Annotated in this window: 14 protein-coding genes; 4 read left to right on the plus strand and 10 right to left on the minus strand. The window is 72.0% G+C overall.

Annotated elements, in window-relative coordinates; genetic code table 11:
- Position 1 precedes the first annotated feature (1 nt).
- The gene (recO, locus tag ACEY2A_RS04690) at positions 2–817 is read right to left on the minus strand and encodes a DNA repair protein RecO (protein ID WP_374929706.1); all 816 of its coding nucleotides are present in this window, start codon (positions 815–817) and stop codon (positions 2–4) included.
- Between the two features lie 76 nt (positions 818–893).
- On the opposite strand from recO, the gene ACEY2A_RS04695 reads away from it, so the two are divergent.
- Positions 894–1,541 (plus strand): alpha-ketoglutarate-dependent dioxygenase AlkB, encoded by a 648-nt coding sequence (locus ACEY2A_RS04695; protein ID WP_374929707.1) that lies wholly within the window; start codon positions 894–896, stop codon positions 1,539–1,541.
- 15 nt (positions 1,542–1,556) lie between these two features.
- Here the strand turns inward: ACEY2A_RS04695 and era are convergent, their stop codons facing one another.
- From era to hrcA, 8 genes are read right to left on the minus strand one after another with little or no spacing between them, the layout of a single operon-like run.
- Positions 1,557–2,489 carry a GTPase Era gene (gene era / locus ACEY2A_RS04700; protein ID WP_374929709.1) on the minus strand — a complete coding sequence of 311 codons (933 nt, stop codon included), beginning with the start codon at positions 2,487–2,489 and terminating at the stop codon, positions 1,557–1,559.
- Positions 2,486–4,027 carry a hemolysin family protein gene (locus ACEY2A_RS04705; protein WP_374929710.1) on the minus strand — a complete coding sequence of 514 codons (1,542 nt, stop codon included), beginning with the start codon at positions 4,025–4,027 and terminating at the stop codon, positions 2,486–2,488. The genes era and ACEY2A_RS04705 overlap by 4 nt, the downstream gene beginning before the upstream one ends.
- Positions 4,024–4,524 carry an rRNA maturation RNase YbeY gene (gene ybeY / locus ACEY2A_RS04710; RefSeq protein WP_374929711.1) on the minus strand — a complete coding sequence of 167 codons (501 nt, stop codon included), beginning with the start codon at positions 4,522–4,524 and terminating at the stop codon, positions 4,024–4,026. Before ybeY ends, ACEY2A_RS04705 begins: the two co-directional genes overlap by 4 nt.
- Positions 4,521–5,561 carry a PhoH family protein gene (locus ACEY2A_RS04715; protein WP_374929712.1) on the minus strand — a complete coding sequence of 347 codons (1,041 nt, stop codon included), beginning with the start codon at positions 5,559–5,561 and terminating at the stop codon, positions 4,521–4,523. The genes ybeY and ACEY2A_RS04715 overlap by 4 nt, the downstream gene beginning before the upstream one ends.
- A gap of 41 nt (positions 5,562–5,602) precedes the next feature.
- On the minus strand, positions 5,603–5,950 hold the full coding sequence (locus tag ACEY2A_RS04720; RefSeq protein ID WP_374929713.1) for a histidine triad nucleotide-binding protein: 348 nt from the start codon (positions 5,948–5,950) through the stop codon (positions 5,603–5,605).
- Between the two features lie 26 nt (positions 5,951–5,976).
- Positions 5,977–6,738 carry a 16S rRNA (uracil(1498)-N(3))-methyltransferase gene (locus ACEY2A_RS04725; RefSeq protein ID WP_374929714.1) on the minus strand — a complete coding sequence of 254 codons (762 nt, stop codon included), beginning with the start codon at positions 6,736–6,738 and terminating at the stop codon, positions 5,977–5,979.
- On the minus strand, positions 6,738–7,868 hold the full coding sequence (dnaJ, locus tag ACEY2A_RS04730; protein ID WP_374929715.1) for a molecular chaperone DnaJ: 1,131 nt from the start codon (positions 7,866–7,868) through the stop codon (positions 6,738–6,740). Before dnaJ ends, ACEY2A_RS04725 begins: the two co-directional genes overlap by 1 nt.
- Before the next feature lie 55 nt (positions 7,869–7,923).
- Complete coding sequence (hrcA, locus tag ACEY2A_RS04735; RefSeq protein WP_374929716.1) at positions 7,924–8,949, minus strand: heat-inducible transcriptional repressor HrcA; 1,026 nt, start codon at positions 8,947–8,949, stop codon at positions 7,924–7,926.
- Positions 8,950–9,084: 135 nt separating this feature from the next.
- Here hrcA and ACEY2A_RS04740 point away from each other — a divergent pair, with 135 nt between their 5' ends.
- The 3 genes from ACEY2A_RS04740 (at position 9,085) to ACEY2A_RS04750 (ending at position 11,365) form a co-directional block, all read left to right on the plus strand.
- The gene (locus tag ACEY2A_RS04740) at positions 9,085–9,954 is read left to right on the plus strand and encodes a DUF3097 domain-containing protein (protein ID WP_374929717.1); all 870 of its coding nucleotides are present in this window, start codon (positions 9,085–9,087) and stop codon (positions 9,952–9,954) included.
- Positions 9,955–10,099: 145 nt separating this feature from the next.
- Complete coding sequence (locus ACEY2A_RS04745) at positions 10,100–10,756, plus strand: DUF4870 domain-containing protein (protein WP_374929718.1); 657 nt, start codon at positions 10,100–10,102, stop codon at positions 10,754–10,756.
- Positions 10,757–10,939: 183 nt separating this feature from the next.
- Positions 10,940–11,365, plus strand: a complete 426-nt coding sequence (locus ACEY2A_RS04750) for a hypothetical protein (RefSeq protein WP_374929719.1) — start codon at positions 10,940–10,942, stop codon at positions 11,363–11,365.
- Positions 11,366–11,499: 134 nt separating this feature from the next.
- Here ACEY2A_RS04750 and ACEY2A_RS04755 read toward each other — a convergent pair whose 3' ends face one another.
- Positions 11,500–11,976 carry an HNH endonuclease signature motif containing protein gene (locus ACEY2A_RS04755; RefSeq protein WP_374929720.1) on the minus strand — a complete coding sequence of 159 codons (477 nt, stop codon included), beginning with the start codon at positions 11,974–11,976 and terminating at the stop codon, positions 11,500–11,502.
- Between the last annotated feature and the right edge of the window lie 209 nt (positions 11,977–12,185).

Raw genomic sequence — 12,185 nt, forward strand, 5'->3', positions numbered from 1 at the left:
CTCAGGCTCCGGGGGTCGGGGGTGCGGTGACAGGCTGGTCGGGCACGGGGGGCGGCCCGCCACGCGAGAGCAGGTCCTCGAGGTCCAGGTGGCGCACCGAACGGACGGTGCGTTCGGTGTGCCACTGCACGTGGCCGGTGACCAGTGAGTGCACCTCTCGGCGGCAGGCGTCGGCGCGGGGGCCGTTCAGCAGTCCGCGGACGGTCGCCCAGTCCGACTCGCCCAGTGCGTGCAGCATCGTGAAGCTGTCGGGGTGCGGCGCCACGGCGCCGGCTGCGCGGCAGCTGGGGCACACCGCTCCCCCGGCCGCCACGTGCAGGGCGCGGTGCGGCCCCGCGGCGCCACAGCGGGCGCAGTCGCGCGCCATCATCGGCCACCCGGCGGTGGCCATGGCGCGGAGCAGGTAACCGTCCAGCAGCACGTCCGGCGGCCACTGCCCGGCGGCCAGGGCGGACAACGCGCCGGCCAGCAGGCGGAACTGCTGCGGGGAGGCCTCCCCCTCGTCCACCAGGCTGTCGGCGGTCTCGCACATCACGGTGGAGCACACCCAGCTGGGGTAGTCCTGCGAGATCGCCTCGCCGTAGGCCGCCAGGCCCTCGGCCTGGGTGATGGTGTCCAGGTTCCGGCCCTCGTAGCACTGCACGTCCACCACCATGGCCGGCTCCAGCCGCGCGCCGAAACGCGATCGGGTGCGCCGCACCCCCTTGGCCACGGCCCGCACCTTCCCCCGCTGGTGACCCAGAAGGGTCACGATGCGGTCGGCCTCCCCCAAGGGGTGCGTGCGCAGCACGATGGCGGCGTCACGGTAGAGGGGCATCCCCCCATTGTGCCGTTCGCCCCCTCGTCCGGCCGCCCACGACCCGCCCTTCGCCCCTCTGTACTACACTGGTGACATGTCTGTACGAGCCGACGCGGTGCCCCTGCAGGGGTCGCTCTTCGACCAGGACGAGGTGCCCGGACTTCGTCCACTGGCCTCCGCACTGGGACGGCAGCACCTGTCGGACGGCGCCTGGGTGGATGTGCGGCCGGGGTGGATCACCGGGGCCGAGGCGCTGTGCGAGGAGCTGCTCGCCGCCGTTCCGTGGCGAGCCGAGCGGCGGCGCATGTACGACCGGGTGGTCGACACGCCCCGGCTCCTGCGCTTCTACTCCGAGGCCGAGGCGCTCCCCCACCGGTTGCTGGAGGAGGCGCGCGACGCCCTCACCGAGCACTATGCCGCGGAGCCGGGCGCCCAGCGGTTCACCACCGCCGGCCTGTGCCTCTACCGGGACGAGCGGGACTCGGTGGCCTGGCACGGCGACCGCATCGGCCGTGGTGCCACGCACGACACGATGGTGGCGATCTGCTCCACGGGCGCACCCCGCCGAATGCTCCTGCGTCCCCGGGGAGGCGGAGCCACGCGCACCCTGGTGGTGGGCCACGGCGACCTGGTGGTGATGGGCGGCTCCTGCCAACGCACCTGGGAACACTCCGTTCCCAAGGAGACCCACCCCACCGGCCCCCGGATCAGCATCCAGTTCCGACCCCACGGGGTGCGCTGAGGTCCTGCCGTCGGATCAGAAGCCCAGGCGCTGCAACTGCTTGGGGTCCCGCTGCCAGTCCTTGGCCACCTTCACGTGCAGGTCGAGGTGCACCCGCTGCCCCAGGAGCTCCTCGATGGCCTTGCGCGAGGTGGTGCCCACCTCCCGAAGCCGTGAGCCCCCCTTGCCGATGATGATGGCCTTCTGGCTGGGGCGCTCCACGAAGACGTTGACACGCACGTCCATGAGGGGCTTGTCCGCCGGGCGGTCCTCGCGCGGAAGCATCTCCTCCACGACCACGGCGAGGCTGTGCGGCATCTCGTCGCGCACGCCCTCCAGGGCCGCCTCGCGCACCAGCTCGGCGATCATCACGTCGGTGGGCTCGTCGGTCAGGACGTCCTCGGGATACAGCGGCGGGGAGAGCGGGAGCCGCTCGGTGATGAGCCGACGCACCACGTCCAGCTGCTCGCCGTTCACCGCGGAGCAGGGCACGATCTCGTCGAAATCGCCCAGCTGGTCGATGGCCATCAGGTGCTCGGCCAGCTGGTCACGGGAGACCAGGTCGGCCTTGGTGGCGATCGCGATGACCGGGGTGCGCCGCGCGCGGCGCAGGTCCTCCAGCTCGGCGGCGATGAACCTGTCCCCCGGGCCGGGCTTCTGGTCGGCAGGCATGCAGAACCCGATGACGTCCACGTCCAGGAGGGTCTCGCGGACCACGTCGTTGAGACGCTGGCCCAGAAGGGTGCGCGGCTTGTGCAGACCCGGGGTGTCCACCACCACGATCTGGCTGGCCTCGTCACTGAGCACCCCGCGCACCGTGTGGCGCGTGGTCTGGGGCTTGTTCGAGGTGATGGCGATCTTCTGCCCCACCAACGCGTTCGTGAGCGTGGACTTTCCCGCGTTGGGCCGTCCGACGAAGCAGACGAAGCCTGCCCGGAAGTCCTCGGGGAATCCTGCGGAGATCGTCATGGGTGCTCCTTGGCGAGTGGGCGGGTCTGGCGGGCGGGTGTCCCCAGGCGCAGCAGGCCGTCCCGGGCGGTGCCACCGGCTGGCTCGTCCATGGTGCCCCACTCCTCCGGGTCGTCGAGCTCGGTCCCCGCAGCGTGGGCACCGGAGCCGGCGGCGTGGGCACCGGAGCCGGCGGCGTGGGCCAGTTCCCCGCCGGTGCGGTCGTCCACTCCGGCACCCCGGGCCTCGGGGGCAACGTCCACGCCGCCGTGCGCCTCGGCCTGGGCGCCGTGACCGATCCACTCGGCGATCACCGTCGCCACGCGGTGGCGGCGCCCCGAGAGGCGCTCGGCGGTCAGTCGGATGCCCGCCACGTCACCGGTGCTGCCGACGATGGGCACCCGGTCCACCAGCTTGGCGAGCAGTCCACCGACGGTCTCCACGTCCTCGGTGACCTCCTCGGTGAAGGAGACCTCGAACAGGTCGGCCAGGTGGTCCACGTCCATCGACGCGGCCACCCGCCAGGCCGCGTCCTCGAGCTGGGTCGACTCGGCGCTCTCGCGGTCGTGCTCGTCGGTGATCTCACCGACGATCTCCTCGAGGATGTCCTCGATGGTGAGCAGGCCTGCCGTGCCGCCGTACTCGTCGATGACGACGACGAGGTGCGTCTGGCGGACCTGCATCTCCCGCAGGAGCTGGTCAACGTTCTTGCTGTCCGGCACGAAGGTGGCCTCGCGCATGACCTCCGCGGCCGTCAGGGACTCGCGGGCGGAGGGGTCGGCGTTGACCCGACGCACCACGTCCTTGAAGTGCACCACGCCCAGGATGTCGTCCGTGCCGCCCTCCCCGATCACGGGGATGCGGGAGAAGCCCGAGCGCAGCGCCAGGCTCATGACCTTGCGCAGCTGCTTGTGGCCCTCGATGACCACCATGTCGGTGCGCGGCACCATCACCCGCCGGGCCGTGGTGTCACCCAGCTCGAAGATGGAGTGGATCATCTCCCGCTCCTCGGCCTCGATCACCGAGCTCTCCCCGGCGAGGTCGACCATGTCGCGGAACTCGGCCTCGTTCTCGAACGGACCCTCGGCGAAGCCCTTGCCCGGGGTCACCGCGTTGCCCACCAGGATCAGCGCCTTGGACAGCGGCCCCAGGACGGTGCGGGCCCGCGCCACCACGGGTGCGGCCCGCAGGGCGATGGCCTCGGCGTTCTGCCGCCCGAGGGTCCGCGGCGAGACCCCCAGCACCACGTAGGCCACGACGGTCACCACCAGGACGGCCGCCAGCAGGGCGAGCCACCACTGGTCCAGCCACCGGTCGAGCGCGATGGTCAGCAGCACGGCCACGCCGCACTCCCCGAGCACCCGGAGGAAGGTCACCACCGACATGTGGGTGGCGGTGTCGTCCAGGATGCGCGCCAGGGCGTCACCACCGGGCCGGCCCTCCTGGGCCAGCGTCTCGGCGTGGCGCTTGCTGATGCGCTGCAGGGCCGCCTCGGCCATCGTCATCAGGTGGGTCAGTGCGATGAGGACCACCGCCGCGCCCAGGATCCACCCCATCATCGCTCCCCTCCCGCACCCGGACGGGGCGCTGCGGTCGTGGCGCGGCCCGACTGCGCCAAGTACGCCGCCAACAGCTCTGCCTGCAGCGTGAACATCTCTCGTTCCTCGTCGGTGTCCGCGTGGTCCCAGCCCAGCAGGTGCAGCACGCCGTGCACGGTGAGCATGAGCAGCTCCTCACCCACCGGGTGGCCCAGCCGCGAGGCCTGCTCGGCGGCCACCGTGGGGCACAGCACGATGTCGCCGAGCACCCCCGGCTCCGAGGGGCGCTCGGGAGTGCCCGGACGCAGCTCGTCCATGGGGAAGCTCATGACGTCGGTGGGACCCTCCAGGTCCATCCACTGCTCGTGGAGCACCTCGATGGCTGCCGCGTCGACGAAGCGGATGCACAGCTCAGCAGCGGGGTGCACGTGGAGGGCGTCCATGGCGAACTGGGCCGCGGCCACGACGTCGTCGGGGTCGGTCAGGGGGTCGTCCTCCACGAGGACCTCGATGGTCATGCGCGGCCCGTGCCGCGGGGACGCTGCTGGTGGGCGTCCCACTCGCCGTAGGCCTCCACGATGCGGGAGACCAGGCGGTGGCGGACCACGTCGACGCTGGTGAGGCGGGAGAAGTGCACGTCCTCCACCCCGGCGAGGATCTCCTGCACGATGGCCAGGCCGGACCGGGTGCCACCGGGCAGGTCCACCTGCGTGGTGTCGCCCGTGACCACCATCGTGGAGCCGAAGCCCAGGCGGGTCAGGAACATCTTCATCTGCTCCGGCGAGGTGTTCTGGGCCTCGTCGAGAATGATGAACGCGTCGTTGAGGGTGCGCCCGCGCATGTAGGCCAGCGGCGCGACCTCGATGGTGCCCGAGGCCATCAGCCGCGGGATCGAGTCCGGGTCCACCATGTCGTGGAGGGCGTCGTACAGGGGGCGCAGGTAGGGGTCGATCTTCTCGTTCAGGGAGCCGGGCAGGAAGCCCAGTCGCTCACCGGCCTCGACCGCGGGGCGGGTGAGGATGATGCGGCTGACCTCCTTGGCCTGCAGGGCCGCCACTGCCTTGGCCATGGCCAGGTAGGTCTTGCCGGTGCCCGCCGGGCCCAGGCCGAACACGATGGTGTGCCCGTCGATGGCGTCGACGTACTGCTTCTGTCCCAGCGTCTTGGGCCGGATGGTGCGGCCCCGGCTGCTGATGATGTTCTGCGTGAGGACGTCCGCGGGACGCTCGGCCGTTCGGGCCCGGAGCATGCCGATGGAGCGCTCCACCGCATCGGGGGTGAGGGGGTGGCCCCCGCGCACCATGACGAGCATCTCCTCCACCACCCGCTCCACGAGCGACACCTCGGCCACCGGGCCGGACAGGTGCAGCTCGTCACCGCGGGCGAGCACCTCGACGTCCGGGAAGGCCCGCTCGATGGTGCGGAGCAGCTCGTCCTGGGGACCCCACAGGGTCACGATCGAGATGCCCTCGGGAAGGGTGACCGCGGAACTGGTCGTGGGCTCACCCGAGGCGGCGCGTGCCGGGGTGGGGGTCTGCTGGGGGTCGTCGCTCATCGTGGGGCCAGTCTACGGCCAGCCACCGCCGACGACGCTGGTCACACCCCCATGGTCAGCGGCCGACCGCCCATCACGTGCAGGTGCGTGTGGAAGACCTCCTGGCCCGAGTCGCCGCCACAGTTGAACACGAAGCGGTAGCCCGACTCCTCCACGCCCTCCGAGCGGGCCGCCTCGGCACCCACCCGCATCACCTGGGCGAGCAGCTCGGGATCGTTCTCGGCCATCTCCCCCGCGTGCGTGCTGTGCCGCTTGGGCACCACCAGCACGTGGACCGGGGCCTTCGGCGCGATGTCCCGGAACGCCAGCACGTCGTCGGTCTCCGCGACGGTGTCGTTCGGGATCTCCCCGGCCACGATCTTGCAGAACAGGCAGTCGGCGTCAGTCATGGCCCGAGCCTAGTGGGGCGCGCCCGTCACCAGCGCAGCGCACCGGCCACCAGGGACAGGGCCACCGGGCCCGCCGAGGAGGTGCGCAGCACGTGTGGTCCCAGCAGCACCGGGTGCCCGCCGGCCTCGGTGAACTGCTCCAGCTCCCGGGGGCTGATGCCTCCCTCCGGGCCGATCACGACGCGCACCAACGGCGGCACGGGATCGTCGCCCACCAGACCGCCGAGCACCGGGAGCAGCCGGTCGGTGGCCACCTCGTGCAGCACCAGCGTCAGCTCCCCCTCACGGGCTCCCTCCTCGATGCGGTGCGCCAGCTGGGTGCTCGAGACCAGCTCGCCGACGGTCGCCTCGTGCAGGCGGCGGGACTGCTTGGTGGCGGCACGCACCACCCCGGCCCACTTCGCCCGCCCCTTGGTGGCCTTCGGACCGGACCACCGGCTGATGCTCCGCTCGGCCTCCCAGGGGACCACGTGGTCCACACCGATCTCGACGCTGGTCTCCAGAGCCTGCTCCGCCCGGCCGCTCTTGGCCAGCGCCTGCACCAGCTCGAGCCGGGGGCGGGGCGCGGGCTCGGTGAGCCCCTCCAGGACGTGCAGCTCCAGGCGGTTCTTCGCGGTGGCCACCACCTCACCCCTGACCCCGGAGCCGGCCCCATCGGCCACGAGGACCTCCTCCCCCACGGACAGACGCTGCACGGCGGCGGCGTGCCGGCCCTCCTCGCCGGTGAGCAGCTGTGTGCCGCCCACCGGCGCCAGGGGTCCGTCGGCCACGAAGAGAGGAAGCGTCATCAGCGGCCCGAGAACGCGTCCCGCAGGCGTCCGAAGAAGCCGCCGTGCTGGTCCATGGACGTGACGGTGCCGGTGGCCTGCTCCTCCCCGCGCAGGGAGGCCAGCTCGCGCAGCAGCTCCTTCTGGCGGCCGTCGAGACGGGTGGGGGTCACCACGTTGGCGTGCACGTGCAGGTCGCCGCGGCCCTCGCGGCGCAGGTGTCCCACGCCCATCCCACGCACCGTGAACACCGCTCCGTGCTGGGTGCCGGCCGGGATCTCCACGACCTCCGTGCCGTCGAAGGTCTCCACGTGCGACTGGGTGCCCAGGGCGGCGGCCGTCATCGGCAGCTCCACGGAGCAGTGCAGGTCGTCGCCCTCGCGGGTCCAGGTGTCGTCCGGCAGGACGTTGACCTCGACGTACAGGCTCCCGGCGGGGCCTCCACCGGGTCCGACCTCGCCCTGCCCGGCCAGCTGGATGCGGGTGCCGGTGTCCACACCTGCGGGCACCTTGACCTTGAGCGTCCGGCGCTCGCGCACCCGGCCGTCCCCGCGGCAGTCGGTGCAGGGGTTCTCGATGATCTCGCCGGTGGCCTGGCACGCGCCGCAGGGGCGGGTGGTCATGACCTGCCCCAGGAAGGAGCGCTGCACCTGCTGCACATGACCCTGCCCGTGGCAGACGTCGCAGGTGCGCGTCCCGGTGCCCGGGGAGGCGCCGTCCCCGTCGCAGGTCGAGCACAGCACGGCGGTCTCCACCGTGAGCTCCTCGGTGTTGCCGAACACGGCCGTCCGCAGCGGCACGTCCAGGCGCACCAGGGCGTCCTGCCCCGGCTGCTGGCGGGAGCGCGGCCCGGCGGTGGCGCCCTGTCCGCCGAAGAAGGCGTCCATGATGTCGCTGAACGTGAACGCACCCCCGGCGGCGCCCCCGAAGCCGGCCGTCGGGTCGCCGTAGGGGTCGGCCCCCCGGTCGTAGGCCATGCGCTTGTCCGCATCACCCAGCACGTCGTAGGCCTGTCCGACGAGCTTGAACTCGTCCTCCTTGCCCGGCGCCACGTCCGGGTGCAGGTGGCGGGCCTTCTTGCGGTAGGCACGCTTGATGTCCTCCGCGCTGGCATCGCGGGAGACTCCGAGGATCTCGTAGTAGTCGTTCATGCGCTCTCCGCGCCGGCTCGCGCCGGCGGCTGCGTTCGGGGGTGGGTGGTCGGGGTCAGCGGTGCTCGAGCACCTCGGACAGGTACGTGGCCACGGCCCGCACGGCCCCCATCGTCCCGGGGTAGTCCATGCGGGTGGGGCCCAGCACGCCCAGCGAGCCGATGCCGTCCTGTCCGTAGGTGGTGCTCACCACCGAGGCCGTCTGCAGGCCCCGGTGGTCGTGCTCGGTGCCGATGGAGACCGCGATGCCCGGGTCGGCTGCGGTCGCACCGTCGGCGTGTTCGGAGGCCTGCAACAACCGCAGGAGCACGACATGTTCCTCCAGGGCCGAGATCACCGTCTCGAGGGAGCCGCCGAAGTCGGTGGTGTGGCGCACCAGGCTGGAGGTGCCGGCCAGGGCCAGGCGCTCCTCGCGCTCCTCGGCGAGGGTGCCCGCCACGAGCGTGCAGACCGTGCCCAGCAGGGCGTCCTGCGGGTGCTGGGTCGCCAGGTCGGCCAGCCCCTCGCGGGCGGTGACGAAGGTCTGTCCGGCCGCGGCGCCGTTGATGCGGTCACGCACGGCCCGCAGCGCGTCGTCGGTCACGCCCTGCGGCAGGTCCAGCAGGCGCTGCTCGACGCGGCCGCTGTCGGTGATGATCACGACCATGGCGCGCTCCCCCATCGGCACCAGCTCCACGTGCTGCACGGCCGAGCGGGTGAGCGAGGGGTACTGCACCACGGCGACCTGACGCGTGAGGGCGGCGAGCAGGCGGACGGTGCGCTCCACCACGTCGTCCAGGTCCATCGGGTCGGCCAGGAAGTCACGGATGGCGCGCTTCTCCGCGGGGGTGAGGCGACGCACCTGGGCGATGCTGTCCACGAAGCGGCGGTACCCCGCATCGGTGGGGACACGGCCGGCGGAGGTGTGGGGTGCCTGGATGAGGCCCTCGGCCTCGAGGATGGCCATGTCGTTGCGGATGGTGGCGGCGGAGACGCCGATGCCGTGGCGCTCCAGCACGCTGCGCGAGCCGACGGGCTCGGAGGTGCGCACGTGGTCCTCCACGATGGCGCGGAGCACCTGCAGGCGGCGCTCACCGGACATCAGGGCCTCCTCGGGGTGGTCGATCACGTGGCCGGGGACAGGCGCGTCCCCTCGGGTCGGCGGCGTGCCCCAAGACTGGCACTCGGGCGCGCCAAGTGCCAGTCTACGTGGCCGGCGCACGTAGCCTGTGCCGTCATGGACAGGTACGGACGCGATGTGCTGGCCGGGGACTGGAAGCGCCCGAAGCGAGGCCGCAGCCAGGACGTGGAGGCCGCCGACGGGCTCGTGGTGGAGGAGGTGGCCACCGGCTGGGTGGGTGCCGTGGTCGCGCTCGAGAAGGCCGGTGGAGAGCACGTGGTGCACCTCGAGGACGCGAAGGGGCGGACGCGGGGCTTCCCGCTGGGGCCGGGATTCTGGGTGGACGGCAAGCCGGTGAACCTGGTGGCGCCGCGGCGGACTCCGGCACGTGCCGCGGCACCCGGGCGGACCGCCAGCGGCAGCCGCGCCGTGGCCGACGCGCCGGCCCGGGTGGCGGTGGGCTCCCGCATCTTCGTCGAGGGGCGACACGATGCGGAGCTGGTGGAGAAGGTCTGGGGTGACGATCTTCGCATCGAGGGGGTGGTGGTCGAGATGCTGGACGGGGTGGACGACCTGCGCGGCGTCATCGAGGACTTCCGGCCCACGGCCGACCGGCGGATGGGGGTGCTGGTGGACCACCTCGTTCCGGGCACCAAGGAGTGGCGTGTGGTCCGGGAGGCGCAGGCGACTCCGCGGTACGCAGAGCACGTGAAGATCGTGGGCCACCCGTACGTGGACGTGTGGCAGTCCGTGCGGCCGGAGCGGCTGGGGTGGTCGCAGTGGCCGGTGATCCCCAAGGGGCAGTCGTGGAAGCACGGGATCCTCGCGGAGCTTGGGTGGCCACACGACACCCAAGCCGACGTGGCCCAGGGCTGGAAGCGGATCCTGGGCACGGTGGAGGACTACACCCACCTGGAGCCGGAGCTGCTGGGCCGGGTGGAGGAGCTCATCGACTTCGTGACCGTGGGCGAGGTACCCCTGGGGTGAGGGGCGCGGTGGCGGACCGCTCGTGTCCGCGCCGATGGTGGCCGCATCCCCCCGTTCACGCGGCCCGCCTACGGGCGGAGACCTCATCCACAGGTACGACCCGGGGCGGCTGCGCGCAGGGGGTCTGCTTCGACAGACTGGGGTCATGACCACGACACCTCCTCCTCCCCCGAACCGAGACGGCGCGGGCCACACCGGCTCCTCCTCCTGGTCGCCCCAGGGCGGTCAGGGTTCGCCCGGCGCCCACGGGCCCAGCAACCCCTCGCAGGACGACGCCTTCGTGGGCGAGGCACGGCAGCCGCAGTGGAACGCATCGAGCACCACACCCGACGGCGCCCCCCACCGGGACGCCTATCCCAACACCTCCGGCGACCAGTACGGCCACCAGGGCCAGTACGGCGGCGGCCACTACGCGCCGCCGCAGGGGGGTCGTGGCGACGCCAGCGACACCGACCGGGTCGTGGCCATGATGAGCCACCTCTCCGGCATCATCTCGTCCATCCTGTCCGCGGGATGGCTGCCCTTCCTGGGGCCGCTCCTGGTCTGGCTGCTCTACAAGGACAAGGACCCGTTCGTGCGTCGCGCTGCGGCCGGGTCGTTCAACTTCCACGTGGTGGTGACCCTCGCCTTCGTGGCCCTCTGGGTCATCACGCTGGCCACGCTCTTCCTCGCGACGCCCCTCACGCTCCTCCTCGGCGCTGTGATCGCCGTGGTGTACCTGTGGTGCACCATCAGCGCGACCATCAAGGCCTCTCGCGGCGAGCAGTACACGTACCCCCTCGAGTGGAAGATCCTCAACTGAGGACGACGACTCACGATCGGGGCCCCGTTTCGGCGGGGCCCCGTTTTGGTGCCTGTTCGCCCTTCGCCGCCAGCCGCCGCGAACTGACCACTCCGGGGGGGCGAACCCTCCTGACCGGCCTGCCCGGCCTGCTGAAACATTGCGGACTGGTGGGAGGGCCCCGTCGGGTGCAGGATGACGACCATGACTGAGATGACGAATGGGCCTGCGGGCACCGAGTACACCGACGAGGAGAAGAAGACCATCAAGTCGGCAGCGATGGGGGCGATCGCCCTCGTGTCGGCAGCCGACCCGGGCCTGCTGTCCACGCTCAAGGAGGGCTGGGCGGGGTCGAAGGTGCTGGCCAAGGCGCCGGCCAACATCCAGGACATCATGCGCGAGGGTGGCTTTCCGACGCCGCCGCAGGCTGCCGATGCCGCAGGCCGGGAGCAGGCGGTGCTGGACGACCTCGCCCGCGCCGTGGACCTGCTGCGCAACAACCCGGAGGACCTCGAGGCCTTCCGCGGAGTGCTGACCGAGGCGATGGACGCTACGGCCAACGCTTCGAAGGGCGTGGACCCGAAGGAAGCCGAGACCATGGAGCGCGTGAAGGCGGTCCTGGCCGGCTGACCTACCGCGCGTGTTGCAGCCCCGGTTCCCCTGTGGGAGCCGGGGCTGCGGCGTGGGTGTGGTGACCTGTCGACCGGGCACGACCTGGGGGTGACCTGCAGGCCGGGCTCATGGGTCGCCACTCGACCGTTGGCTTACTGGTCGGTGTAGTCGTGGGGTTGGGTGGTGTGGGTCTGGCCGAGGAGGGTGGTCCAGTGGACGGTGCCGTCGTCGGTGATGGTGGCGTGCCAGCCGCGGTTGGTCTTGCGGGTGTGTCCGCGGCGGGAGAGGCACTGCAGGTTGCTCGGGGTGGTGGGCCCGCCCTCGTCGAAGGGGGTGACGTGGTCGAGCTCGCACTGCTGGGCGCTGACCCCGGAGCCGGGGTCGCGGGCGATGCCGTCCCGGGCACGGACGAACCGGGCCACCGACGCCGTCGGCCGATACGTGTACGGCGAGACACTCACCGCGTGACCCGTGGTCGGGTCAGCGACCAGGCGCTGCCACACCGACCCCTCCCGGATCGCCACGGCACGGACGTGCTCGGGGTCGAGGTACCCGAACCCGGGCATCCACCCCAACGCCGCACCCCGCAGGCTCGGGTGGGCACCCCTGTCACCGGGGGTGGCCTGCACATCGTCTGTCTGACTGGCCGGTCGTAGCTCGTCGGGTGGCTCACCACCCGGAGGACTGCCGCCCGGTGGGCTAGCGCTGCCCGGTGGACCACTTCCTGGCGGGCTCGCGCTGCCCGGTGGATCACTACTGGGCGGGCTAGCGCCGCCCGGTGGACCGGTAGTGGGCACACTGGTCCCGTCAGTCGGGGTATCAGCGTTTTCGAGCAGCA

Source organism: Kytococcus sedentarius (assembly GCF_041937525.1).
GTDB lineage: Bacteria > Actinomycetota > Actinomycetes > Actinomycetales > Dermatophilaceae > Kytococcus > Kytococcus sedentarius_A.